Here is a 25484-nt window from a genome sequence, read left to right as displayed (position 1 = left end):
CGATTCGAACGATTCGGCCCCGGAACGGCGGAAAACGGCTAAGCCGTTGTTCGTGTTGTGAAAATTCGCCGCGCTTCGCGTATAATTCGCTTTTGCGCCCACAGGATTTGCCATGCGTCTGATCCAAAAAGCACTCACGTTCGATGACGTGCTCCTCGTCCCGGCCTTCTCCGACGTTCTGCCGCGCGACACCAGCCTCAAGACCAAGCTGACCCGCAACATCTCCCTGAACATGCCGCTCGTGTCCGCCGCGATGGACACGGTCACCGAAGGTCGCCTCGCGATCGCGATGGCGCAGCAGGGTGGCGTCGGCATCATTCACAAGAACCTCACGCCGGCCGAACAGGCGCGCGAGGTCGCGAAGGTCAAGCGCTTCGAGTCGGGCGTGGTCCGCGATCCGATCACGGTGCCGCCGCAAATGAAGGTGCGCGACGTGATCGCGCTGTCGCGCCAGCATGGCATCTCGGGCTTCCCGGTCGTCGAAGGTCCGCAACTCGTCGGCATCGTCACGAACCGCGACCTGCGCTTCGAAACGCGCCTCGACGAACCGGTCAAGTCGATCATGACGCCGCGCGAGCGTCTCGTCACCGTCAAGGAAGGCACGCCGCTCGCGGAAGCGAAGGCGCTGATGCACAGCCACCGCCTCGAGCGCGTGCTGGTCGTCAACGACGCGTTCGAGCTGCGCGGCCTGATGACCGTCAAGGACATCACGAAGCAGACCGAGCACCCCGACGCGTGCAAGGACGAGCACGGCAAGCTGCGCGCAGGCGCGGCGGTCGGCGTCGGTCCGGACAACGAAGAGCGCGTCGAGCTGCTCGTGCAGGCGGGCGTCGACGTGATCGTCGTCGATACCGCGCACGGCCACAGCAAGGGCGTGCTCGAGCGCGTGCGCTGGGTCAAGCAGAAGTTCCCGCACGTCGAGGTGATCGGCGGCAACATCGCGACGGCCGCCGCCGCGAAGGCGCTCGTCGAATACGGCGCGGACGCGGTCAAGGTCGGTATCGGCCCCGGCTCGATCTGCACGACGCGCATCGTCGCGGGCGTCGGCGTGCCGCAGATCAGCGCGATCGCGAACGTCTCGGAAGCGCTGAAGGGCACGGGCGTGCCGTGCATCGCCGACGGCGGCGTGCGTTTCTCGGGCGACGTCGCGAAGGCGCTGGCCGCCGGCGCGAACGCCGTGATGATGGGCAGCATGTTCGCCGGCACCGAAGAAGCGCCGGGCGACGTGTTCCTGTATCAGGGCCGCCAGTACAAGTCGTACCGCGGCATGGGCTCGGTCGGTGCGATGAAGGACGGTGCGGCCGACCGCTACTTCCAGGACAACTCGGCGAACATCGACAAGCTCGTGCCGGAAGGCATCGAAGGCCGCGTCGCCTACAAGGGCTCGGTCAACGCGATCCTGTTCCAGCTGGTCGGCGGCGTGCGCGCGAGCATGGGCTACTGCGGCTGCCGCACGATCGAGGAGCTGCACGAGAAGGCCGAATTCGTGCAGATCACCGCGGCGGGCATGCGCGAGTCGCACGTGCACGACGTGCAGATCACCAAGGAAGCGCCGAACTATCACGTGGACTGATCGCCGATGAAACCGCTGCTGCGAGCCGTGCTGGTCGTCGATGCCGTGCTGCTGCTGGCGTTCGGGCTGCTGTTCGTGCTGACGCCGTGGCATGCGCTGTTCAACGCGCTGCAACTGGCGAACGTCGAACCGGCGATGCTCGGCCAGGCCTTCGGCATTGCGCTGCTCGGCCTCGCGTGGCTCGCGTTTCATGCGGCGGTCAACGGCGATCTGACGGCGCCCGTCGCCCGCGCGGTCGGCCATGTGAACTGGCTGACCGGCGTGTTGACGGTCGTCTGGTCCATCGGCACGGGCAGCGGTCCCGCGCTCGCCGCGGCCGGCAGGGTGCTGTCGGCGATCGCCGGCGTCGTGCTGATCGTGCTCGGCCTCGGCGGTGTGCGACTCGCGTCGGCCGTGCGGCGGCGCGAGCGCGCGCAGGCGCTCGACGCGCGTGCGCCGCAGCGCACCGCGGAGCCCGTCGTCGAGCGCGCGCCGCAGCGGGTCGAGCCCGTCGTCGTCCGGCCGTCCGCGCCGGTGCCGCCGTCGTCGGGCGTTCCGCCCGTCGCGCCGTCGAGGCCCGGCTCGTCGTCCGGCACCGTCGCGCTCGACGAGCGCCCGCCGACGCAGGATTGACCGGCGATGCGTCGCGCGTGCCGTCCGCCGCCCGACGTCGCCGTCCATGCTATTGACGCAGCGCAGGTTCAATCGAACGCGCTGCTTTTCTTATTCTCATCATCCCGTCCGCAGCCATGCACGACAAAATCCTGATTCTCGACTTCGGTTCGCAAGTCACCCAACTGATTGCGCGCCGCGTGCGCGAAGCGCACGTCTACTGCGAAATCCATCCGAACGACGTGTCCGACGAATTCGTCCGCGAATTCGCGCCGAAGGCGGTGATCCTGTCGGGCAGTCACGCGAGCACGTACGAAGACCATCAACTGCGCGCGCCGCAGGCGGTGTGGGATCTCGGCGTGCCGGTGCTCGGCATCTGCTACGGGATGCAGACGATGGCCGTGCAGCTCGGCGGCAAGGTCGAGTGGAGCGACCATCGCGAATTCGGCTACGCGGAAGTGCGTGCGCACGGCCATACGCGCCTGCTCGACGGCATCGAGGATTTCACGACGGCCGAAGGCCACGGCATGCTGAAGGTCTGGATGAGCCACGGCGACAAGGTCGCCGAGTTGCCGCCGGGCTTCAAGCTGATGGCGTCGACGCCGAGCTGCCCGATCGCCGGGATGGCCGACGAGGCGCGCGGCTACTACGCGGTGCAGTTCCATCCGGAAGTCACGCATACGGTGAAGGGCCGCCAGATGCTCGAGCGCTTCGTGCTGCAGATCGCCGGCGCGAAGCCCGACTGGATCATGCGCGACCACATCGAGGAAGCGGTCGCGAAGATCCGCGAGCAGGTCGGTGACGAGGAAGTGATTCTGGGCCTGTCGGGCGGCGTCGATTCGAGCGTGGCGGCCGCGCTGATCCATCGCGCGATCGGCGATCAGCTGACCTGCGTGTTCGTCGACCACGGGCTGCTGCGTCTGAACGAAGGCAAGATGGTGCTCGACATGTTCGAAGGCCGTCTGCATGCGAAGGTCGTGCACATCGACGCGTCCGAGCAGTTCCTCGGCCATCTGGCCGGCGTGACCGATCCGGAAGCGAAGCGCAAGATCATCGGCCGCGAGTTCGTCGAGGTGTTCCAGGCCGAGGCGAAGAAGCTGTCGAACGCGAAGTGGCTCGCGCAGGGCACGATCTATCCGGACGTGATCGAGTCGGGCGGCGCGAAGACGAAGAAGGCGACGACGATCAAGAGCCACCACAACGTCGGCGGCTTGCCGGAGACGCTCGGCCTGAAGCTGCTCGAGCCGCTGCGCGACCTGTTCAAGGACGAAGTGCGCGAGCTCGGCGTCGCGCTCGGCCTGCCGCCGGAGATGGTGTATCGCCATCCGTTCCCGGGCCCGGGCCTCGGCGTGCGGATCCTCGGCGAGGTGAAGCGCGAGTACGCGGACCTGCTGCGCCGCGCGGACGCGATCTTCATCGAGGAGCTGCGCAACACGGTCGCGACCGCGCAGGATGCGGCTGCCGGCCTGTGCGGCGAAGCGGACGTCGGCAAGAGCTGGTACGACCTGACGAGCCAGGCGTTCGCGGTGTTCCTGCCGGTGAAGTCGGTCGGCGTGATGGGCGACGGGCGCACGTACGACTACGTGACGGCGCTGCGCGCCGTGCAGACGACGGACTTCATGACGGCGCACTGGGCGCATCTGCCGTACTCGCTGCTCGGGCGTGTGTCGAACCGGATCATCAACGAAGTGCGCGGGATCAATCGCGCGGTGTACGACATTTCGGGGAAGCCGCCGGCGACGATTGAGTGGGAGTGAAATCACGCCCCTCGACGACTCTCGCAAAACGCTCGTGACGTGCTGATTCAATGAAAGGCACGTCACGGCTGCTATCGGCAACGATCAGCCGCTATCGCCGGCCGGCAGAACAGGCCGGCTGTAGCGAAGTCGACGAGAACCGAAAGCCGGATCATCAAGATCGTCCGGTTCACTATCGCCTTAAATCCGTCTTCGACGACGGTACAGGTCTCCTCTGAGAACCTGTCTCGTGCAATCTCAAGCCCAAGCCCGCGATTGCCCGGCTTAAGAGGGCAACGGAAACACACAACGGTCTCACCGACCATTACCGTCCACGTTCGCTACGGCCCCTCCGTCCACCGGCGGCGAGCGGTGTACCACCGACTCAATCTGCGATGCGATCTTCTCTACATCGGCCCGCGTCGCCGGGTTGTAGACGCACATGCTGAGATCGGTCCGGCCGTCGACCGAGAACGTCGAGTATTCAAACGCAAGCGGCCCGAGCACCGGATGGCGAATGCGCTTGACACGCTCGCCGTGGATTTCGCGGACATCGTTGTCACGCCACATCGCCCTGAATTCGGGACTCAGCCGCGACAGCTCGTCGACGAGCGGTTCCACCTCCGTCGCCGCACCCGCACGCGCGGCGTCCACGCGGAATGCGCCGATGACGTGGCGCGCGACACTCTCCCAGTCATACTGCACGGCGCGCGCACGCGGGTCGAGGAAGATCGTGCGCAGTACATTGCGCTGATGCGGCGGCAGCGATCCATAGTCGCCCAGCATGACAGTCGCCGCCCGATTCCAGGCAAGGACGTTCCAGGTCGCCGTGCGAATCAGGGCGGGGCTCGGATCCAGTGCGTCGAGGACGCGCTGCAGACGCGGCGTGACACCGTCCGTCTCGCGATAGCGCGCCACCGGAGGCCGCCCAAGGCCGAGCAGGAAAAGATGCTCGCGCTCGACGTCCGTCAGCATCAGGGCCTGCGAAATGCGGTCGAGCACGTCGGCCGATGGCGCGCCGCCGCGACCCTGTTCCAGCCAGGTGTACCAGGTGGGACTGATATTCGCGCGCTGCGCCACTTCCTCGCGGCGCAGCCCCGGCGTGCGCCGGCGCCCCGCGGGAAAGCCGAGCGCGACGGGGTCGAGCTTCATGCGCCGGTCCCGCAGATACGTCCCGAGCAGGTTTTCGTTCGCCTGTTCCACGTCGATCCTGTTAATCAATTTAATATGATAACGTCACTACTTTACCAGGATAGTCTCTGCGCCTAGATTTGTCTCCCTGGCAAACCTGGAGAGCAAATCATGCGTGTTTTCGTTACCGGCGCCACCGGATTTGTTGGCATTCCCACCGTCAAGGAATTGATCGCCGCCGGACATCGCGTCCTCGGTCTGGCGCGTTCGGACGAGGGGGAGAAATCGCTGGCCGCCATTGGCGCGGACGTCCATCGCGGTTCGCTCGAAGATACCGAGAGCCTGCGGGCGGGCGCGGCGGCGGCCGACGCCGTCATTCATCTCGGCTTCGTTCACGACTGGTCGAACTTTGCGCAGTCCTGCGAGATCGATCGCCGCGCCATCGAAGCGCTGGGTGCGGTCCTCGCCGGTTCGGACAAGCTTCTGATCGTGACGGCAGGCACGGCGGGATTGGCCGCCCCGGGCCGGCTCGCGACCGAGGACGACGATGTGCCGCCTGATTTCCCGTTTCCGCGCGTGTCGGAGCAGACGGCGCGCTCGCTGAAGGGTGTGCGCGCCGCGGTCGTGAGGCTTCCGCAGGTCCACGACACGGTGCGGCAAGGGCTTCTGACCTACGCCGTCGCCGTCGCGCGGGAGAAGGGGGTGTCCGCGTACGTCGGCGAAGGACGCAATCGATGGGCTGCAGCGCACATCTCGGATGTCGCGCGTCTTTACCGGCTGGCGCTGGAAAAGAACGAGGCCGGCGCGAAATATCATGCCGTGGCGGAAGAAGGTGTACCGATGCGGGATATTGCAGAAGCGATCGGCCGTGCGCTGAAAGTGCCTGTCGCCTCCCTGTCCGCGGAAGAGGCGCCTGCGCATTTCGGTTGGTTGGCGGCATTCGCGGGCCACGATCTCGTGGCCTCGAGCGAAAAGACGCGCAAGGTGCTCGGCTGGAATCCGACGGGGCCTGGGTTGATCGCCGATCTCGAGCGAATCGAGGCGTCCTGAGCAGCGCAGGCGTACAAGAGACGCGCAACTGGCTCCGAGTTCGTCCCGCGGCAAAGACGCCACCGGGCGCCGCAGCGTGATGCCGATGGCGCGCGATTTGCCGATGATCGATTGGCGATAAACCACCGACCATAAATGCGCATCGCTTCCCGATCGCATGTTGCGCCGACACCGACGCCCGGCAACCCAATCTGCCGGGCGTCGCTTTTTCTGCCGCAAGCGGCGCGTCGTTCGATTGACGATAATGGACGCTTGTCCATCGGCATATCGCTAATCGCGCCGTGACCCAACTGACTCTGCCGGGCATCGAAGCGCCGCGGCTGCATCATCGGCTGTTTTTTGCGGCGCAGCCCGATCCGCATACCGCTGCGCGGATTGCCGATGCGGCGCGTCGTTTGTGGCCGGACGCGGCCCGCACCGGGCACTGGGTCGATACGGCGCGCCTGCATGTGACGCTGCATTCGCTCGGCGAATTCATGCACATACCGCCGGAGGTGATTGTCCGTGCCCGCGACGCGGCACAGCGCGTCCGCGCGCGGCCGTTCGACGTGTCGTTCGACCGGATCGTCAGCTTCAGCGGCCGCACCGACGATCGGCCCTGGGTGCTGACCGTGTCCGACGTTTCGCATGAGCTGATCGACCTGCAGCGGCAACTCGTCGAGGCACTGAAAAGGACGGGCCTTCGACCGTCGCGCGCGAGCTTTACGCCGCATGTCACGCTGCGCTACGACCGCAGCCGGCGCGCCGCACACGATCGAGCCGATCGCGTGGACGGTCAGCGAGTTCGTGTTGATCGACAGTTGGCTCGGCAAGACGCGCCATGACGTGATCGGTCGCTGGCCGCTCGACTTGACCACGCCGATCTGACGGCATCACGCAACGGTGCCGATACCGGTTCAGCGGCGAGGCCGTTCGGCGAGCGCCGATGCCCGCTCGACGGCCCGCCGCGCGACGTCGACGACGCCCGCGCTCATCGGCAGATCGTCTCGACGCTCCAGTTCATCCACACCGAACCAGCGCGCATCGAGCGCATCGTCACCGGCCGCCGGCGTGCCGCGCAACCATCGGCACAGCACCGCCACCATCACGAAGTGCTGGCGCAGCGTGCCGTCGTCGTCGCGACCGAATGCGTCGAGTGCAGTGAAGACGTCGACTGCCTCGACTTTCACCGCCGTTTCTTCCGCCAGTTCGCGCACGACGGCATCGCGGATCGGCTCGCCCGCTTCGATCTTGCCGCCGGGAAAGCCCCAGCGGCCCGCGTCGGGCGGATTCGCGCGGCGTACGAGCAGCACGTCGCGGCCGCGTAGAACGATGCCGATCACGGCGGGAACGACGCGCACGTTGTCCGTGGCGTCGGCGGCGGAAGAGGACGATGTCGGCATGATCTGAACCCGATACGAACGCGCAAACGGCCTGCGTGCATTCATCGCGCGCTATAAACGATCGCACGCGGGGCGCGGCGACCGCCACGGGCTCGCGTGTCCGTGTGCCGCGCGCGATGAATGGCCAAGGTCTGCACTCGCCAGTATCGCAGCGTTCGCGCCCGCATGTCGCCGCGCGGCGGCGCCGTATGCATCGACATATCCGCGAAGCGACCGGGTCAGACGTCCGCGCACGACGCATCGATCGTCGCGTTCTCTCCGGCATCCCGCAGTTCAGCCAGATACGCCCACGGATAAATGCCGCGCGCATGCCCGTCGCCGAACGCGACGCAGATGCCGTAGCCGACCGGCTCCACGCCGGCCAGCGTCAGATCGGCCGGCGCGACGACGACCATGCCGCGACGGCGCAGCGCGCGGCATGCCGCGCACGGACAGGCACGGCGCAGCCGCGCATAGTCGATGCGCTGCGTGCCGCCGTCGGCCCAGCGCAACGTCAGCGCGCGCGCCGCATGATCAAGCACGAGTTCGGTCGGCGCAGTCATTGCGCGTCCTCGATCTGCCGGATCGCGATGCGCACGGCCTTGCGCACTTCCGGATCGCGATCGTCGAGCGCCGCATGCAGCGCGGGCAGCGACGCCGAATCGCGCAGTTCGCCCAATGCGAGCGCGGCTTCCTTGCGCAGATTGCTGATCGAATGCACGAGCAGCGCCGCGACGGCCGGTGCCGCAGCGGCGTCGCGCAGCTGCCCGAGCGCGCGTGCGGCGCGCAGGCGCACCTGCCAGTAATCGTCGTCGAGCGCGGTGACGAGCGGCGCGCGCGCGGCCGCGATCCGCAGCTTGCCGAGCGTCGCGGCCGCTTCCTCGCGCACCTGCCATTCGCGGTCGCGCAGCGCGACAAGCAGCGCGTCGGCAACGGCGGCGTCGCCGGACGCCGCGAAGCCGAGTGCACCGACCGCGATCCGTCGCACGGCGGCGTCGGCATCGGCGGTCGCGATACGTGCGAGCGGCGCGAGTGCGCGCGCATCCTTGAGCCAGCCCAGCACCGCGACGGCCTCCGCGCGCACGGCCGCGGTGCCGTCCTCGAGCGCGCGCAGGGCGGGCGCATACGCGTCGGGATCGCGCAATTCGCGCAGGCCGCGCAGGACGGCGGCGCGCACGGACGGCTCGGCCCGATCGGCCCAGCGGCACAGCACGGCGCCGGACGCGAGTTCCTTCAGTTCGGACAGGCTCTGCGCCGCACTCGCGCGCACGTCGTCGTCGCGATCGAGCAGCGCCGCGCACAGTGCGTCGACGACGTCGGGCCGCTCCCATGCGCCGAGCACGCGCGCGGCTTCGCAGCGCACGTCGGCGGACGGATCGTCGCGCAGCACGGCGACGAACGTGGGCACGAGCGCCGCATCTTCGAGATCGGCGAGTTCAAGCAGTGCGACGCGACGCACCGATGCGTCGGCTGCGGCGAGCCGCGCGAGCAGCGCGGCGTGGTCGGCGTCATAGGCATCGTAGGCACCGGACGGCGGAAAGGCAGGAGCGGAAAAGGTCATGGATGAAAACCGGATCGGTAAAGGGGCCGGCGCCGCGCAGTCAGCCCGCATCGCGCAGCAAGGCGAGGCAGCGGCGCTTGATGTCGACGAAGGCAGGTTCGGTCGTGCTGTCGTCGGTGCGCGGTCGCGCGAGCGGCACGCGAATGTCGGCGACGATGCGCGCGGGCCGCGGCGACAGCATTACGATGCGATCGCCGAGAAACAGCGCTTCCTCGATGTCGTGCGTGACGAACAGCACGGTCGTGCCGATGCGCGACCAGATGTCGAGCAGCAGCGTCTGCATCATCCGGCGCGTCTGCGCGTCGAGCGCGCCGAACGGCTCGTCCATCAGCAGGACGCGCGGCCGGTTGATCAGCACGCGGGCGATTTCGACGCGCTGTTGCATGCCGCCGGACAGTTGCGCCGGATAGTGCGCGCCGAACGCGCCGAGTCCGACGAGTTCGAGCAGTTCGGCGGCCTCGCGGCGGCGCTCGCGCGCGGGCACGCCCTTCATCTTCAGGCCGAACGCGACGTTGTCGATCACGCGCTTCCATGGAAACAGCGTGTGCTGCTGGAACACGAGCCCGCGATCGGGGTGTGGGCGATCGACGCGTTGGCCGTCGACGACGATCTCGCCGCGTGTCGCCGCGACGTGCCCGGCCAGTGCGCCGAGCAACGTCGATTTCCCGCAACCGGACGGTCCGAGCACGCAGACGAATTCGCCGGGTGCGACGTCGAGCTCGAGCGAATCGAGCGCCGCGAAACGCGCGTGCGGCGGACCGAGTTCGATCGTCAGCGCGCGCACGCCGACGCGGCCGGGCGCGGCCGATGCCGATGCGGCGGCGCTCATCGCCGGCCTCCGCGCGGTGCGTACCACGGCGTGAGCGCGCTGCCGATCCGCTTGACGAGCAGGCTGCTGCCCATGCCGAGCAGCCCGATCAACGCCATGCCGACGACGATGTCGGGATAGTTCTGCAGCGTGTACGACGCCCAGGTGAAATAGCCGATGCCGTACTGGCCGGCGATCATCTCGGCCGTGACGAGGCAGAACCACGCGGTGCCCATGCCGATCGACAGCCCCGTGAAGATCGCCGGTGCCGCGCCGGGCAGGATCACTTCCGCGTAGAGCGCGAAGCCGCGTGTGCCGAGGCTGCGCGCAGTCGCGACGAGGCGAGGGTCGACGGCTTCCGCGCCGTGCACGGTGTTCAGCAGGATCGGGAACAGCGCGCCGACGAACGTGATGAACATCATGCTGAGCTCGGACGACGGAAACATCAGGATCGCGAGCGGAATCCACGCGACGGCCGGAATCGGCCGCAGCACCTCGAGCGGCGGCAGCAGCGCGTCTTCGAGCGCGCGATAGCGGCCGATCGCGAGACCGAGTCCGACGCCCGTCACCGCCGCCGCGGCGAAGCCGGCGAGCACGCGCGTAAGGCTTGCAAACAGGTGCATCGGCAGCTTCGGCGAATGCAGTAGCGCCCACAGCGCGGGGCCGACATCGGCCGGGGCGGGGACGTTCGCGAACGTGACGACGCCGAGCGACAGTCGCCAATGGACGGCGGCCTGCCACAGCGCGATGCACGCGACGAGCGACGCGAGCCGCGCGGCGCGACGGCGCAGCAGCGGCGGCGCACCGCGTGCGGCGGCATGGGCGGCGCGCGCGTCGCCGGCGCGGGACGGTTCGGAGAGACGGCGTTTGGCAAGCTCGAAGGTCGCGGCCATGCGGATATCCGTATCGATGAGGGGAGAGGCGCGCCGTTCAGCGCGCGGCGAGCGCCGCGGCGGAGCCGGTCCGCGCGGCCGCATAGTCGACGACCGAACCCGACACGCGCTGCGCGTAAGCGTCGGCGCCCGACTTGAGCAGGAACGCGGTGAGGGCGCCGTGCGCGTCCTTCACGTACCAGGCCTGATCGGCGAACAGCTTGAGCCCGCTTGCATGGTCGTGCACGAAGACCGCACGCACCTTCGCAGACGCGCCGAGCTTCGCGAGCGCCGCAAACGCCGACGCCGGATTCGCGTAATGACGCACGGCTTCGTCGCCGGCCGGCCAGACTTGCGCGACGTCGTTGAAATCGCGGATCGGCTTGCCGGTCGACGCATCGTTCGCGACGAGCGGCTGCCGGCCGTAGCGCTTCAGCGCCGCGTCGTAGTCGAGCCCGGACGCTGCGAACGCCGCGCGGATGTAGCGGTCGTCGATGAACGTCGCGGGGTCGGGCGCGGTGTCGGTCTTCTTCAGCAGTTTCAGCGTGTCGATCGCGGTCGCGACGGCCTGCCGGTATTCGGGCTTCCACGTGAGGTCGCGCGTCTGGATGCCGAGCGGACCGTGATACAGATAGTCGACCGGCGCCTCGATCCCGGTGACTTTCTCGATCAGCAGGCTGTACTTCTCCGGGTTCTGCGCGAGCAGCCGGTTCGCTTCGATCGCCGCGCGCAGGTACGCGACGACGATTTCCGGATAGCGCTGCGCATACGCGGCATCGACGAGCGCGCCGTGGAAGGTCGGTGCGTGAGTCTGCGCGCCGTCGTAGATCTTGCGCGCGATGCCGCGATACGGGAACAGGTCGGCGAACGGCACGAAATCGGCGTGCGCGTCGATCTTGCCGGCCTTCAGCGCGCTGCCGGCGACTTCGGGCGCCTGCGTGACGATGTTCACGTCGGTGTCGGGATTCCAGCCCTGCGCACGGACCGCGCGCAGCAGCATGCCGTGCGCGGTCGATGCGAACGGCACCGAGATCGTCTTGCCCTTGAGGTCCGCGAACGCGCGCACCGGCGAATTCGTCGGCACGACGATGCCGTTGCCGCTGCCGTCGATGCTGCCGTCGAGCACCGCGATGAACACGCTTGCACGGCCGGCCTTGCGGAACGCGGCGCCGTTCAGCGCGCCGGGGAAGTCCGCCATCGCGCCGAAGTCGAGCTTGCCGGCCACCATTTCGTTGGTGAGCGGCGCGCCTGACGTGAAGTCCTTCCACTGCACGTCGTATTTGACGTCGCGATACTTGCCGGTGCGCGGCAGATACTTGTCGAGCAGGTGCAGTTCGCGGATCAGCAGGCCGCCGGTCGCGCAATTGATCGTCGTGTCCTGCGTGCCGATCGCGACGCGGATCGTTTCGGCGTGCGCGGCGCCTGCGGCCGCGAGCAGGAGCGACGCGGCAAGCAGGCGCAAGGTCCGTAGCGTGGTGTTCATCTGTCGTGAGTCCGGTAGAGGGGAATCGATGGGCAACCGATGCGCGCTCAGCGCAGCAGATACGGGATGTCGACCTTCACGGCGCCGGTCGGGCAGTCGCGTTCGCACGGCATGCAGTACCAGCACTCGTCGAACTGCATGTATGCCTTGCCTTTGCTGACGTCGATCGCGAGCAGATCGAGCGGACAGACGTCGACGCAGACGGTGCAGCCCTTGTCGGCGATGCAGCGTTCCTCGTCGATCGTGACCGGTGCGCTGCTGCGCAGGAAGATCTCGTGCGGGGTATGGGACACGGGCGGGCTCCTCAGAGGGCGGCCGCGACGGCGGCCGGTTCGCGGATGCGCAATTGCGCGTAGGCGGCGCGCTCGTCGTCGGCGAGCGGCACGATGTACGGTTCGACTGGCCGCTTCTCGCTGCGCATCGTGCCGTCCGCGTGCTTGCGCAGCCACGTATGGCAGAACCATTCGGCATCGTTGCGATGCGGATAGTCGACGCGATGGTGATACAGCCCCCAGCGGCTCTCGGTGCGAAACAGCGACGCGCGCGCAGCCATTTCCGCGCAGTCGCGGATCGCACGCACTTCGGCGGCGCGCATCAGCTCGTGCGGATGCGTGGCCTTGATCGCTTCGATATCCTCAGCGACGTCGGCAAAACGCTGCAGCCCGATTTCCATCTTGCGCGTCACCTTCGGCGGCTGCAGATAGTCGTTCACCATCCGGCGCAGCTTGTATTCGACCTGAGCGGGCGCGAGGCCGTGCTCGCGCGCGAGCGGCGCGAACACGCGCGCGCGTTCGGCGTCGACCTGCGCGGCATCGACGGGCGCGAGTTCGCGGCCGGCGACGTAGTCGGCCGCGTTCTGTCCGGCGAACCAGCCGTACGTGAATGCGCCGAGCATGTAGTTGTGCGGGACCGCCGCCATGTCGCCGGCCGCGTAGAGGCCCGGCACGGTGGTCTCGGCGCGCGCGTTCACGTACACGCCGGAGGCGCTGTGGCCGCTGCAGAAGCCGATCTCCGAGATGTGCATCTCGACCATCTGCCGCCGATAGTCGGTGCCGCGCCCCGCGTGAAAGCGTCCGCGGCTCGGCCGTTCGTTCGTATGCAGGATCTGCTCGATCGTCCGGATCGTTTCTTCGGCGAGATGGTCGAGCTTCAGGAACACGGGGCCGTTGCCGCTTTGCAGTTCCTGATAGAACTCCCACATCATCTGGCCGCTCCAGTAATCGCACTCGATGAAGCGTTCGCCCTTGCCGTTCGCGGTGAAGCCGCCGAGCGGGCCCGTCACGTACGCGCAGGCGGGACCGTTGTAGTCCTTGATCAGCGGATTGATCTGGAAGCATTCGAGATTCGCGAGCGCGGCGCCCGCGTGATACGCCATCGCATAGCCATCGCCGGCGTTCGTCGGGTTCTCGTAGGTGCCCATCAGATAGCCGGACGCAGGCAGCCCGAGCCGGCCGGCCGCACCGCAGCACAGAATCACGGCCTTTGCACGGATCACGTGGAACTCGGCGGTGCGGCAGTCGAAGCCGAGCACGCCGCTCGCGTTGCCGTGCGCGTCGGTCAGCACGCGCGTCGCGACGATGCGGTTCGTGATCGCGATGCGCGCGCGCTTCAGCTGCCGATACAGCACCTTCTTGATGTCGTGACCTTCCGGCATCGGCAGCACGTACGACCCCATGTGGTGAACCTTCTTCACCGCATAGTCGCCGGTGCCGTCCTTCTCGAACTTCACGCCCCAGCGGTCGAGCTGCTCGATCGTCGCGAAGCTGTGCGTCGCATACGCATGGACCGCTTCCTGATCGACGATGCCGTCGTTCGCGATCGTGATCTCGCGCGTGTACTGTTCGGGCGTCGCGTGGCCCGGAATCACGGCGTTGTTCAGTCCGTCCATCCCCATCGAGATCGCGCCGCTGCGCTTCACGTTCGCCTTCTCGAGCAGCAGCACGCGCAGCGACGGGTCGCGTTCCTTCGCCTTGATCGCGGCCATCGGGCCGGCCGTGCCGCCACCGACCACGACGATGTCGTATTCGAGTACATGGGTGTTCATCGCGGATTCCTTGCAGGTTTGCGCGCCTTGTGCCGCTGCCGGTCGATGCGCAGCCGGTACTGGAAGGCGTCGCCTCGGAAGTAGAGGTGTTCGTAATCGATCGGCGCGCCCGACGCGTCGTGCGTGAGCCGCTCGATGCGCAGCACGGGGCTGCCTTCCTCGACGCGCAGTGCATCGACGATCTCGTCGTCCGCGAGAATCGCGTCGATCGCCACGTCGGCATGGCCGAGCGGCACGCCGCAGTCGTTCTCGAGGATCAGGAAGATGTCGCGCGTCGCGAGATCGGCGCTTGCGATGCGCTTGCCGAGCGCTTCGGGCAGCCACGTGCGCTCGAGCGACACGGGTTCGCGGTTCAGCAGCCGCACGCGATGAATCTCGACGAGCGGCGCATGCTCGGGCACGTTCAGCTTCGCGGCGAGGTGACGGTCGGCCTTGACGATGCGCAGGCTGCGCAACTGGTTCACGATCTCGTAGCCCATCGACGACATCGCTTCGGCGAAGCCCTGCAGCGACGTCACGTTCTGGAACGCCTTCGGTTTCGACACGAACGTGCCCTTGCCATGCAGCTTGAACAGCAGGCCTTCCTTCTGCAGATCGCCGAGCGCCTGGCGTACGGTGATGCGGCTCACGTCGAACATCGCGCAGAGTTCGTGTTCGGACGGCATCCGGCTGTGCGGCGCATAGGTGCCGTCGAGAATCCGCGCGCGCAGCGTGTCCTTGATCTGCACGTAGAGCGGGGCGGGCGACAGCGGTACGACGTTCGGTGCGGGCATCGGCTGACTTGTTATGACAAGAAGGCTCGAGTGTAGTCAGCGCGATCGCCCGGCCCAACGAAGCATTTCTGCTTTTCACTTTCCGATTTCGGAAAAGCGCATGCGTTCCGGCCATGCGGCGCGATGCGGTCGACGAAAAAAATCGCCGGCCGTGTCGCTGCGGATGTCGATTTCGCACGGCGCCGTTCGTCGTGTTCAGGTCGGCCGGTGCGCGGCCGCAGCGCCCGATCACTGCGCCGCGCTGCGCGGCGCGGCTTTTGCTTTCGATCCGATACGACAAGGAGACGTGACATGCCGGAATCCCGATACCGCTGGGTGATCGTCGCCGCGGGTGCGCTGATGGGCTGCATCGCGGTCGGCGCGATGTTTTCGCTACCCGTGTTTCTTCGTCCGATCGCGCGCGACACGGGCTGGTCGATGACCGGCATCTCCGCCGCGATGACGATCGGCTTTCTCGCGATGGCGTTCGCGAGCATCGCGTGGGGCAGCCTGTCGGACCGCATCGGCACGCGCGCGGTGGTCGTCGCGGGTGCGGTCCTGCTGCCCGCGAGCCTCGCGCTCGCGAGCCGCGCGCCGTCGCTCGCCGCGTTTCAGGCGATCTTCGGGCTCGCGGTCGGCGGCACGACGGCCGCGATGTTCGCGCCGATGATGGCGTGCGTGACGGGCTGGTTCGACACGCACCGCAGCCTCGCGGTGTCGCTGGTGTCGGCCGGCATGGGCATGGCGCCGATGACGATGTCGCCGCTCGCCGCGTGGCTCGTGTCGACGCACGACTGGCGCTCCTCGATGCTGACGATCGCGGCGGTCGCGGCCGCGACGATGATCCCCGCGTCGCTGCTCGTGCGTCGCGCACCGGCGCTGGCCGGTAGGGACGGCGCACACGGCGCACCGTCCGTCGCGGGCGGCGCGGAAGCGCCGATGACGGTCGCGCACGCGCTGCGCTCGCCGCAGTTCGCGCTGCTGCTGCTGACCAATTTCTTCTGCTGCGCGACGCATTCGGGGCCGATTTTTCATACGGTCAGCTATGCGGTGACCTGCGGAATCCCGCTGATCGTGGCGGTGTCGATCTACAGCGTCGAAGGGCTCGCGGGGATGGGCGGCCGGATCGTGTTCGGCGTGCTCGGCGATCGCGTCGGCGCGAAGCGGATGCTGGTCGCCGGGCTGTTGGTTCAGGCGCTCGGCGCGCTCGCTTATGCATTCGTGCGCACGCTCGACGGTTTCTACGCGGTCGCGACGCTGTTCGGCTTCGTCTATGCGGGCGTGATGCCACTCTATGCGGTGCTCGCGCGCGAAAACTTCCCGCTGCGGATGATGGGCACCGTGATCGGCGGCAGCGCGATGGCCGGCAGCCTCGGGATGGCGGCAGGGCCGGTCGCCGGCGGGCTGATCGTCGATACGTTCGGCAGCTATGGCTGGCTTTATGTCGGCTCGTTCGCGATCGGCGTCGGCGCCTGTCTGATTGCGACGATGTTTCGTCCGTTTCCTGCTGCCCGGCCCGACGCGGTGACCGCGTGATCGCGCGCGCGGCGGCATCGCGCGGCGGGCATGCCGGCGGCTGGCGTCCCGTGCGGCGGGCGCCACACGCCACACGCGTAGCAGCCGCATGCCTGCGCGGAACGCGTGCCGATCGGCCGGCATGCGCGGCGATTCCGGCCCTAAAAACCACAATATCGAGCATATGCTCGAAGGGGCCTGTCATACGGGCGTCACCCTGCTAGAATTCGGCTGCCGCATTGTTCCGATTGACTGATGAGACTGCTTGACGCTCTGGTCGAACAGCGTATTGCCGCCGCCGCCGCGCGGGGCGAGTTCGACGATTTGCCGGGTACCGGCGCGCCGCAGGCGCTCGACGACGACCTGCTCGTGCCCGAGGAGGTGCGGGTGGCCAACCGTATCCTGAAGAACGCGGGGTTCGTGCCGCCGGCCGTCGAACAGCTGCGCGCATTGCGCAATCTGCAGGACGAACTGCAGGCCGTCAGCGACCGCACCGCGCGGTGCCGGCTGCAGGCGAAGATCCTCGCGCTCGACATGGCGCTCGAATCGTTGCGCGGCGGCCCGATGGTAATGCCGCGCGAATACTGCCGGCGCATCGCGGAACGTCTGTGCGAGCGCGGGCTCGACGAGGTGTCCGCCGAAGCGGGGCCGATGTGAGCTCCGACACGCTGCACGACGCAGCGGCCGATTTCCCTTCGACAGCAGCCGCGCCGGCCTCGGCGCGCGACGTGCATTTCATGCGCCTTGCGCTCGCCGCGGCCGAAGAGGCGCGCGCGGCCGGCGAAGTGCCGGTCGGGGCAGTGCTCGTGCGCGGCGATGAAGTGCTCGCGCGCGGCTTCAACCATCCGATCGGCGGCCACGATCCGTCCGCACACGCCGAAATGGCCGCGCTGCGCATGGCCGCGCAGCATCTGCAGAACTACCGCATGCCGGGCTGCGAACTGTACGTCACGCTGGAGCCGTGCCTCATGTGCGCGGGCGCGATCATGCATGCGCGCATCGCGCGCGTCGTATTCGGCGCCGCCGATCCGAAAACCGGCGTATGCGGCAGCGTGATGGATGCGTTCGCGAATCCGCAGCTGAACCACCATACGGAAGTCGTCGGCGGCGTACTCGCGAACGAGTGCGGCGCCGCGCTGAAGTCGTTTTTTGCCGAACGCCGGCGCGCGCTGCGCGACGCGCGGCTCGCGCGCGACGCGGCCGCCGGCGAATCGTAGCCGGCACGGCCCGCGCGGCTGCCTTCGTGAACCGGCGCCGGTTCGGTCCCTCTAAGCAGTTCCACGATCCCGACACCTTTCGCCATGTCCTTTCAGCCCGCCGCGTCCTACACCATCCGCCTGCTTGCGCCGTCCGGCTATCCGCACGATCCGGACGCGATCAATCGCGCGCTCGAGCGGCTCAGCGTCGCGCAACAGCGCATCGAGAACATCGAGGCGACGCAGCGCCGCTTCCAGCGCTTCGGCGGCACCGACGGCGAGCGCGCGGCCGACCTGAACCGGCTGGCGGATCCGGCGCGGCCGCTGCCCGACATCGCGCTTGCGGTGCGCGGCGGCTACGGCGCCGCACGAATCCTGCACGGCCTCGACTATCGCGGGCTCGAACGCCGGCTGCGCGACCAGCCGATCGCGCTCGTCGGCCACAGCGATTTCACCGCGATCCAGGTCGCGCTGTACGCCAAGGCGCGGATCAAGAGCTTCGGCGGGCCGATGCTGTCCGCGGACTTCGGCGCGGAAACGCCGAGCGATTTCACGATGCAGCACTTCTGGCAGACGCTGACGCAGCCGACCACAACGATCGTCGCCGACGCGCCGCAGGTGCAGTCCGTCAACGTGACGGGCACGCTGTGGGGCGGCAACCTCGCGATCCTCGCATCGCTGGTCGGCACGCCGTACATGCCGGACATCGAGGGCGGGATCCTGTTCATCGAAGACGTCAACGAGCAGCCGTTCCGGATCGAACGGATGATCTACCAGCTGCATTTGTCCGGCGTGCTCGCGCGCCAGCAGGCGCTCGTGCTCGGCCAGTTCACCGGCGCGCGGCCGTTCGAGTACGACAACGGCTACGACATGCAGGCGATGATCGACCAGGTGCGCGCGGTGATCGGCATTCCCGTCGTCACGGGGCTGCAGTTCGGCCACGTGCCCGATCTGTTGACGCTGCCGTTCGGCGCACGTGCGCAGCTCGTCGCGAACGCGCACGGGTTCCGGCTGACGCTGTCGGATTATCCGCATCTCGGCTGAGCGGCGGCGCGGATCGGACAAGGCGGGGCGTCCCGCCTTTTTCTTCGAGCAATTGCGCAACTAACGGCCGTCTTTTTCTACCGCCCGAAACGGGAAGGCGAATGGGCCGTGCACCAATTTTGTCGACAAAATGGCGGGCAGGGTATACGACGAGAGCCGCCTCAAACGGGTGTGAACGCCTTGCTGCGCCTGATTTTGATGCACGATGCACCGGTTTCGCGCGGCGCGATGCGCTCGAAGTGTGCACAATACGGGAAAAGAATTGTTGACAATCTTTATGTCCGTTCTACGATAAGGACCATCACACGATGCAGATCATGAACGAGCCCGAATCCACCCCGTCCGCGGCCGCCGGCCACGAAGCGATCGCCGAACGGATCCGCACCGCGATCCTCGAGCATCGGCTCGCGCCCGGCGCGAAGCTGACGGAGGCGCAGCTGTGCGAGCTGTTCGGCGTGAAGCGCGGGACGATCCGGCAGGCGCTCGCACAGCTCGCGACCGACAAGCTCGTCGATCTCGAGCCGAACCGCGGCGCGTTCGTCGCGAGCCCGACGCTGCAGGACGTGCACGAAGTGTTCGAGATGCGCCGCATCATCGAGCTGGCAGTCGTCGAGCGGATCGCCACAGGCCCGAGCGCGAAGCGGCTCAAGGGCATCGCGGCGCTGATCGACAAGGAGCGCAAGGCGTTCGAGCGGCACGACTTCGCCGCGTGGATCCGGCTGTCGGGCGAGTTTCATACGGCGCTCGCCGCACTGACCGGCAATGCGACGCTCGGCGAGTGCCTCGAAGGGCTCGTCGCGCGCTCGACGCTGATGTCCGCGCTGTACGAGTCGCATGGACGCAGCCCGTGCTCGTTCGACGATCACGGCGAGATTCTGGCGGCGCTCGAGACGGGCGACGCGAAGCGGGCGGCCGCGCTGATGGCGCAGCACCTGCAACATGTCGAATTGAAGATGCTCGACCGGCCCGCGCAGGGCCAGGTCGATTTGCGCGAAGTGTTCGGCGGCGCCTGAACGGCGACCCGGGCTCGACGACGCGCCACACCACAGAGCAATGCAGGTCCGCGGCTCGCGCCGCGGGCCGCGGGTCCGACTCCGGACGACGATCCGGGGCGTTATCGATGACGGTGGAGCGGCCATCCGGCCGCGTCAAGGAGAAGTCATGGCTCAGTTCAGTGTGGCGCACGACAGCGCCTATCCGGCGCAAGAGGGCGGCGAGGGCGGCGGCCCCGCGTTGCCGGGCGGTTACAGCGAGCGTCTGTACAACGAAGATTTGGCACCCCTGAAGAATCAGACGTGGGGATCGTACAACATCTTTGCGTTCTGGATGTCCGACGTGCACAGCGTCGGCGGCTACGTGTTCGCGGGCAGCCTGTTCGCGCTTGGGCTCACGAGCTGGCAGGTCCTGATCGCGCTGATCGTCGGCATCAGTCTCGTCAACGTGCTCTGCAACCTGATCGCGCGGCCGAGCCAGCAGATCGGCGTGCCGTATCCCGTCGCGTGCCGCGCGACGTTCGGTGTGCTCGGCGCGAACGTGCCGGCCGTGATTCGCGGGCTGATCGCGATCGCGTGGTACGGGATCCAGACGTATCTCGCATCGAGCGCGCTCGTGATCGTCGTGCTGAAGTTCTTCCCGCAGTGGCTGCTGTATGCGGACGTTCATCGCTACGGCTTCCTCGGCCTGTCGGCCGTCGGCTGGGCCGGCTTCATGCTGCTGTGGGTGCTGCAGGCGCTGGTGTTCTGGAACGGGATGGAGACGATCAAGAAGTTCATCGACTTCGCGGGTCCGGCCGTCTACGTCGTGATGTTCATCCTCGCCGGCTACATGGTGTGGCGCGCGGGCTGGCGCAACATCGGGATCAACCTCGGCGGCGTCAAGTATCACGGCGCAGAAGTGATCCCGGTGATGATCACGGCCATCTCGCTCGTCGTGTCGTACTTCTCCGGACCGATGCTGAATTTCGGCGACTTCTCGCGGTACTGCCGGTCGTTCGGCGAAGTGAAGCGCGGCAACTTCTGGGGGCTGCCCGTGAACTTCCTCGCGTTCTCGCTCGTCACCGTCATCACGACGGCCGCAACGCTGCCGGTGTTCGGCGAGCTGATCACCGATCCGGTCGAGACGGTCGGCCGCATCGATCATCCGACCGCAGTGATTCTCGGCGCGCTGACCTTCACGATCGCGACGATCGGCATCAACATCGTCGCAAACTTCGTGTCGCCGGCATTCGACTTCTCGAACGTCGCGCCGCGGCTGATCAGCTGGCGCGCGGGCGGGATGCTCGCGGCCGTCGCGTCGGTGTTCATCACGCCGTGGAATCTCTTCAACAACCCGGCCGTGATCCATTACACGCTCGACGTGCTCGGCGCATTCATCGGCCCGCTGTACGGCGTGCTGATCGCGGACTTCTATCTCGTCAAGCGCGGCCGGCTCGTGCGCGACGATCTCTACACGATGTCGGAGAGCGGCACTTACTGGTACACGGGCGGCGTGAACCGCCGCGCGCTCGCCGCACTGCTGCCGGCCGCGGTGATCGCGATCGTCTGCGTGATGATGCCGGGCTGGCAAGGCGTCGCGAACTTCTCGTGGTTCATCGGCGCGGCACTCGGCTTCGTGTTCTACCGCGTGCTCGCCGGCACGCAGCGTTGAGGAGCGCGCCATGCAGATCAAGCTGATCAATCCGAATACGACGCAGCGGATGACCGACGCGATGGGCCGCTGCGCGCGCGAAGTCGCGGCGCCCGGCACGCAGATCGTCGCGGTGAGCCCGACGATGGGTCCGCCGTCGATCGAAGGTTATTACGACGAGGCGCTCGCGACGCCCGGGCTGCTTGCCGAGATCGCGCAGGGCGAACGCGACGGTGTCGACGCGTACGTGATCGCCTGTTTCGGCGATCCGGGCCTCTACGCGGCGCGCGAACTCGCGCGCGGCCCCGTGATCGGGATCGCCGAAGCCGCGATGCATGCGGCGAGCGTGCTCGCACCGGGCTTTTCGGTCGTCACGACGCTCGCGCGCACGTGCGGCATGGCGTGGCACCTCGCGGAGCGCTACGGGATGAAGCGGTTCTGCCGCAACGTGCGCGCGACCGACGTCGCGGTGCTCGAGCTCGACCGGCCCGGCTCGGCCGCGCGCAAGATCATCGTCGACGAATGCCGGCGCGCGCTCGAGGAGGACGGCGCGGACGCAATCGTGCTCGGCTGCGCGGGCATGGCCGAGTTCGCGCACGAGATCGAACAGCAGATCGGCGCACCGGTCGTCGAGGGCGTGACCGCGGCCGTCAAGTGGGCGGAGGCGCTCGTCGCGCTGCGCCTCGCGACGGCCAAGCGCGGCGATTACGCGCGCCCGCTGCCGAAGCGCTACGACGGCGAGTTCGCGCGCTTCAGTCCGCCGAACGACGCACTCGCGGCGTCGCCGGCCGGCGCAGGCGCGCGAAGCGGGGCGGCCGCAGCGGAGCCGGCGCCCGATTTGCCGCAACCGCACATACACGCCGTCTGACATGCACTATCTGCGCCGCTGTATGGGCGCGTATGGGCGTTTTCGCTACACTGGGCCGTCGTCGCATCGGCCCGTGCAGCCGGCTTCCGGCGTTGCGCGGGCGGTGCGAACCCATAATTTCAGCAAGCTTTCGTCGCACTTCGAACCATGGCATACGATTCCAACTATCCTCGCGACCTGATCGGCTACGGCCGTCATCCCGTGCAGGCGAACTGGCCGGGGCGCGCCCGTGTCGCCGTGCAGTTCGTGCTGAACTACGAGGAAGGCGGCGAGAACTGCGTGCTGCACGGCGATCCGGGCTCCGAGCAGTTCCTGTCCGAAATCGTCGGCGCGGCCGCGTATCCGGATCGTCACATGAGCATGGAGTCGATCTACGAATACGGTTCGCGGGTCGGCGTATGGCGAATCCTGCGCGAGTTCGAGAAGCGCGGGCTGCCGCTGACGGTGTTCGGCGTCGGGATGGCGATCGAGCGTCATCCGGAAGTCGCGCGCGCATTCGTCGAGCTGGGCCATGAAATCGCGTGCCACGGCTGGCGCTGGATCCATTATCAGAACGCGACGCCGGAGCTCGAGGCCGAGCACATGCGGCTCGGCATGGAAGCGATCGAACGCGTGACGGGCGTGCGCCCGCTCGGCTGGTACACGGGCCGCGACAGCCCGAACACGCATCGCCTCGTCGCCGAATACGGCGGCTTCCTGTACGACTCCGACTACTACGGCGACGATCTGCCGTTCTGGATGGACGTCGCGGTGTCGAACGGCGGCACGACGCCGCAGCTGATCGTCCCGTACACGCTCGACACGAACGACATGCGTTTTGCGACGCCGCAAGGCTTCAACACGGCCGACCACTTCTTCCACTATCTGCGCGACGCGTTCGACGTGCTGTACGAAGAGGGCGACGAAGCGCCGAAGATGATGTCGATCGGCATGCACTGCCGCCTGCTCGGCCGGCCGGGCCGGTTCCGTGCGCTGCAGCGCTTCCTCGATCACATCGAAAAGCACGACCGCGTATGGGTGACGCGCCGTGTCGATATCGCGCGTCACTGGCGTGAACATCATCCGTATCAGCCCAATCATCAAAACGAAGGGAAAGCATGAAGGCGATGCGTTACACGTTGGAACAACTGAACACGATGGCGCCGGGCGCATTCGTCGCGGCGCTGTCGGGGATCTTCGAGCATTCGCCGTGGGTCGCCGAAGCGGTCGCGGCCGACCGTCCGTTCGAGAGCGTCGACGCGCTGCACAAGGCGATGTCGGGCGCGGTCGAGGCGGGCGGCGACGCACGCCAGCTCGCGCTGATCAACGCGCACCCGGAGCTCGCCGGCAAGGCGGCGGTGCGCGGCGAACTGACGGCCGAGTCGACGCGCGAGCAAAGCGGCGCGGGCCTCGACCAGTGCACGCAGGAAGAATTCGACAAGCTGCAGACGCTGAACCGCACGTATCGCGAGAAGTTCGGCTTCCCGTTCATCCTCGCCGTGCGCGGCTACGATCGGCACGGGATCATCGCGAATTTCGAAAAGCGCGTGAATCATTCGCGCGACGAGGAACTGCGCACGAGTCTCGACCAGATCTACCGGATCGCGCGCTTCCGCCTCGACGACCTGATCGACGCCTGACACCGCAACACGGCCTGCTGCGTGGCAGCGGCCTCCACGCATCACTGGCATCACTGACAAGGAAACATCATGGCCCTCCCGCTTCTCGATCCCGATGCACCCGATTTCACGCGGCGCTACGTGAATCTCGCCGATCCGCGTCTCGGTGCGCAGGCGCTCGAGGCCAGCGACGATTTCTTCGCGCCGAAGGAGCGCATGCTGAACCCCGAGCCGGCGGTGTTCATCCCCGGCAAGTACGACGATCACGGCAAGTGGATGGACGGCTGGGAAACGCGCCGGAAGCGCACGACCGGCTACGACTGGTGCATCGTCAAGCTCGCGCGGCCCGGCGTAATCAAGGGTGTCGACATCGACACGAGCCATTTCACGGGCAACTTCCCGCCGGCCGCGTCGATCGAGGCCGCATACGTGGCCGACGGCGCGCCGACGCATGCGACCGAATGGGTCGAGATCGTCGCGTCGACGGCACTGCAGGGCAACAGCCACCACTACGTCGAAACCACCGACGTGCGCGCGTTCACGCATCTGCGCGTGAACATCTATCCGGACGGCGGCATCGCACGGCTGCGCGTCTACGGCCAGCCGCAGCTCGACTGGGCCGGCGCGAGCGCGACCGAGCAGTTCGATCTCGCGGCGATGGAAAACGGCGGCTACGTGGTGGCCGCGAACAACCAGCACTTCGGCGCCGCATCGAACATGCTGCTGCCCGGCCGCGGCGTGAACATGGGCGACGGCTGGGAAACGCGTCGCCGCCGCGAGCCCGGCAACGACTGGGCGATCATCGCGCTCGCGCAGCCGGGCGTGATTCGCCGCATCGAAGTCGATACGGCGTTCTTCAAGGGCAACTATCCGGACCGCTGCTCGATTCAGGCCGCGTACGTGTCGGGCGGCACCGACAGTTCGCTGATCACGCAGTCGATGTTCTGGCCGGTGCTGCTCGGCGAGCAGAAGCTGCAGATGGACAAGCAGCACTACTTCGAACAGGAAATCGCGTCGCTCGGGCCGATCACGCACGTGCGGCTCAACATCATTCCGGACGGCGGCGTGTCGCGCCTGCGCCTGTGGGGGACGCTCGACAAATGAAGACGCTGACCATCGAACCGCTGACCAAGGAAGCGTTCGCGCCGTTCGGCGACGTGATCGAGACGGAAGGCGCCAAGCAGATCCCGATCAATCTCGGCACGACGATCCGCTTTCACGATCTCGCGAAAGTCGACGTCGAGGACGAAGGCGGGCGCACGCTGATCAACCTGTTCCGCGGTCAGCCGCGCACGCTGCCGTTCGAAGTGAAGATGCTCGAGCGGCATCCGCTCGGCAGCCAGGCCTTCGTGCCGCTGAACGACCGGCCGTATCTGATCGTCGTCGCGCCCGCGGGCGATCTCGACGAGTCGAAGATTCGTGCGTTCGTGACGAGCGGATGGCAGGGCGTGAACTATGCGAAAGGCGTCTGGCATCATCCACTGATCGCGCTCGGCGAAGTCAGCGACTTCATCGTCGTCGATCGTGGCGGTGACGGGCTGAATCTGAACGAGCAGGATCTGCGCGAATCGCTGTGGCTGACCGAGGAGGCGCTCGACGCAGTGATGGCCTGAGTGGTTGGTCGATCGTAGTGCGATACATGGACCCGCGCGATTCGCGCGGGTTTTTTTATGCGT

The 25484-nt window shown here is 67.4% G+C and carries 25 protein-coding genes and 1 pseudogene; 16 read left to right on the top strand and 10 right to left on the bottom strand.

The window, feature by feature from the left end:
• Window positions 1-112 precede the first annotated feature (112 nt).
• The 3 genes from guaB (at window position 113) to guaA (ending at window position 3921) form a co-directional block, all read left to right on the top strand.
• On the top strand, window positions 113-1573 hold the full coding sequence (gene guaB, locus NP80_RS22600; protein ID WP_006402674.1) for an IMP dehydrogenase: 1461 nt from the start codon (window positions 113-115) through the stop codon (window positions 1571-1573).
• Between the two features lie 6 nt (window positions 1574-1579).
• Window positions 1580-2185 (top strand): hypothetical protein, encoded by a 606-nt coding sequence (locus NP80_RS22595; protein ID WP_006407690.1) that lies wholly within the window; start codon window positions 1580-1582, stop codon window positions 2183-2185.
• A 116-nt stretch (window positions 2186-2301) separates the two neighbouring features.
• Complete coding sequence (guaA, locus tag NP80_RS22590; protein WP_006402676.1) at window positions 2302-3921, top strand: glutamine-hydrolyzing GMP synthase; 1620 nt, start codon at window positions 2302-2304, stop codon at window positions 3919-3921.
• Window positions 3922-4215: 294 nt separating this feature from the next.
• Here guaA and NP80_RS22585 read toward each other — a convergent pair whose 3' ends face one another.
• Entirely contained in the window at window positions 4216-5103 is an 888-nt protein-coding gene (locus NP80_RS22585) for a helix-turn-helix transcriptional regulator (RefSeq protein ID WP_006407688.1), read from the bottom strand.
• 99 nt (window positions 5104-5202) lie between these two features.
• Here NP80_RS22585 and NP80_RS22580 point away from each other — a divergent pair, with 99 nt between their 5' ends.
• The gene (locus NP80_RS22580; RefSeq protein WP_006411511.1) at window positions 5203-6081 is read left to right on the top strand and encodes an SDR family oxidoreductase; all 879 of its coding nucleotides are present in this window, start codon (window positions 5203-5205) and stop codon (window positions 6079-6081) included.
• A 281-nt stretch (window positions 6082-6362) separates the two neighbouring features.
• A pseudogene (thpR, locus tag NP80_RS22575) lies at window positions 6363-6948 on the top strand (RNA 2',3'-cyclic phosphodiesterase).
• 29 nt (window positions 6949-6977) lie between these two features.
• On the opposite strand, the gene NP80_RS22570 reads toward thpR, so the two are convergent.
• The 9 genes from NP80_RS22570 to NP80_RS22530 all read right to left on the bottom strand — a co-directional run bounded on the left by NP80_RS22570 (window position 6978) and on the right by NP80_RS22530 (window position 14983).
• Window positions 6978-7463 (bottom strand): NUDIX hydrolase, encoded by a 486-nt coding sequence (locus NP80_RS22570; RefSeq protein ID WP_172488704.1) that lies wholly within the window; start codon window positions 7461-7463, stop codon window positions 6978-6980.
• Between the two features lie 218 nt (window positions 7464-7681).
• A complete protein-coding gene (locus NP80_RS22565) occupies window positions 7682-8005 on the bottom strand; it encodes a gamma-butyrobetaine hydroxylase-like domain-containing protein (protein WP_006411514.1) in 324 nt (107 codons plus the stop codon).
• The gene (locus tag NP80_RS22560) at window positions 8002-9003 is read right to left on the bottom strand and encodes a HEAT repeat domain-containing protein (protein ID WP_045594160.1); all 1002 of its coding nucleotides are present in this window, start codon (window positions 9001-9003) and stop codon (window positions 8002-8004) included. The genes NP80_RS22565 and NP80_RS22560 overlap by 4 nt, the downstream gene beginning before the upstream one ends.
• Window positions 9004-9043: 40 nt before the next feature.
• The gene (locus tag NP80_RS22555; protein ID WP_006407682.1) at window positions 9044-9832 is read right to left on the bottom strand and encodes an ABC transporter ATP-binding protein; all 789 of its coding nucleotides are present in this window, start codon (window positions 9830-9832) and stop codon (window positions 9044-9046) included.
• Window positions 9829-10704, bottom strand: a complete 876-nt coding sequence (locus NP80_RS22550) for an ABC transporter permease (RefSeq protein ID WP_045594157.1) — start codon at window positions 10702-10704, stop codon at window positions 9829-9831. The genes NP80_RS22555 and NP80_RS22550 overlap by 4 nt, the downstream gene beginning before the upstream one ends.
• Before the next feature lie 37 nt (window positions 10705-10741).
• The gene (locus NP80_RS22545) at window positions 10742-12166 is read right to left on the bottom strand and encodes an ABC transporter substrate-binding protein (protein WP_035947681.1); all 1425 of its coding nucleotides are present in this window, start codon (window positions 12164-12166) and stop codon (window positions 10742-10744) included.
• Between the two features lie 47 nt (window positions 12167-12213).
• Window positions 12214-12459 carry a 4Fe-4S dicluster domain-containing protein gene (locus NP80_RS22540; RefSeq protein WP_006402687.1) on the bottom strand — a complete coding sequence of 82 codons (246 nt, stop codon included), beginning with the start codon at window positions 12457-12459 and terminating at the stop codon, window positions 12214-12216.
• An 11-nt stretch (window positions 12460-12470) separates the two neighbouring features.
• The gene (locus NP80_RS22535; RefSeq protein WP_006411180.1) at window positions 12471-14210 is read right to left on the bottom strand and encodes a fumarate reductase/succinate dehydrogenase flavoprotein subunit; all 1740 of its coding nucleotides are present in this window, start codon (window positions 14208-14210) and stop codon (window positions 12471-12473) included.
• A complete protein-coding gene (locus NP80_RS22530; protein ID WP_006402689.1) occupies window positions 14207-14983 on the bottom strand; it encodes a GntR family transcriptional regulator in 777 nt (258 codons plus the stop codon). The genes NP80_RS22535 and NP80_RS22530 overlap by 4 nt, the downstream gene beginning before the upstream one ends.
• A gap of 291 nt (window positions 14984-15274) precedes the next feature.
• On the opposite strand from NP80_RS22530, the gene NP80_RS22525 reads away from it, so the two are divergent.
• From NP80_RS22525 to NP80_RS22475, 11 genes are all read left to right on the top strand, one after another.
• Window positions 15275-16498, top strand: coding sequence for an MFS transporter (locus NP80_RS22525; protein ID WP_006407677.1), 1224 nt, complete (start codon window positions 15275-15277; stop codon window positions 16496-16498).
• Window positions 16499-16732: 234 nt separating this feature from the next.
• Window positions 16733-17134, top strand: coding sequence for a DnaJ family domain-containing protein (locus tag NP80_RS22520; RefSeq protein ID WP_006402693.1), 402 nt, complete (start codon window positions 16733-16735; stop codon window positions 17132-17134).
• Complete coding sequence (tadA, locus tag NP80_RS22515) at window positions 17131-17694, top strand: tRNA adenosine(34) deaminase TadA (protein WP_006411166.1); 564 nt, start codon at window positions 17131-17133, stop codon at window positions 17692-17694. Before NP80_RS22520 ends, tadA begins: the two co-directional genes overlap by 4 nt.
• A gap of 84 nt (window positions 17695-17778) precedes the next feature.
• Complete coding sequence (gene ldcA, locus NP80_RS22510) at window positions 17779-18717, top strand: muramoyltetrapeptide carboxypeptidase (protein ID WP_006411172.1); 939 nt, start codon at window positions 17779-17781, stop codon at window positions 18715-18717.
• Window positions 18718-19025: 308 nt separating this feature from the next.
• Entirely contained in the window at window positions 19026-19730 is a 705-nt protein-coding gene (locus NP80_RS22505) for a GntR family transcriptional regulator (protein WP_006411176.1), read from the top strand.
• A 148-nt stretch (window positions 19731-19878) separates the two neighbouring features.
• On the top strand, window positions 19879-21363 hold the full coding sequence (locus tag NP80_RS22500) for an NCS1 family nucleobase:cation symporter-1 (protein ID WP_006411169.1): 1485 nt from the start codon (window positions 19879-19881) through the stop codon (window positions 21361-21363).
• Between the two features lie 10 nt (window positions 21364-21373).
• Window positions 21374-22210, top strand: a complete 837-nt coding sequence (locus tag NP80_RS22495; RefSeq protein WP_006411170.1) for an aspartate/glutamate racemase family protein — start codon at window positions 21374-21376, stop codon at window positions 22208-22210.
• Between the two features lie 147 nt (window positions 22211-22357).
• On the top strand, window positions 22358-23311 hold the full coding sequence (gene puuE / locus NP80_RS22490) for an allantoinase PuuE (protein ID WP_006402699.1): 954 nt from the start codon (window positions 22358-22360) through the stop codon (window positions 23309-23311).
• Window positions 23308-23829, top strand: coding sequence for a 2-oxo-4-hydroxy-4-carboxy-5-ureidoimidazoline decarboxylase (uraD, locus tag NP80_RS22485; RefSeq protein WP_006407669.1), 522 nt, complete (start codon window positions 23308-23310; stop codon window positions 23827-23829). Before puuE ends, uraD begins: the two co-directional genes overlap by 4 nt.
• Before the next feature lie 69 nt (window positions 23830-23898).
• Window positions 23899-24912 (top strand): allantoicase, encoded by a 1014-nt coding sequence (gene alc, locus NP80_RS22480; RefSeq protein WP_006402701.1) that lies wholly within the window; start codon window positions 23899-23901, stop codon window positions 24910-24912.
• Window positions 24909-25421, top strand: a complete 513-nt coding sequence (locus tag NP80_RS22475; protein ID WP_006411175.1) for an ureidoglycolate lyase — start codon at window positions 24909-24911, stop codon at window positions 25419-25421. The genes alc and NP80_RS22475 overlap by 4 nt, the downstream gene beginning before the upstream one ends.
• Window positions 25422-25484: the final 63 nt, after the last annotated feature.

It is taken from the genome of Burkholderia multivorans ATCC BAA-247 (genome assembly GCF_000959525.1).
GTDB lineage: Bacteria > Pseudomonadota > Gammaproteobacteria > Burkholderiales > Burkholderiaceae > Burkholderia > Burkholderia multivorans.
This window is presented reverse-complemented; position numbering and strand designations above follow the sequence as displayed.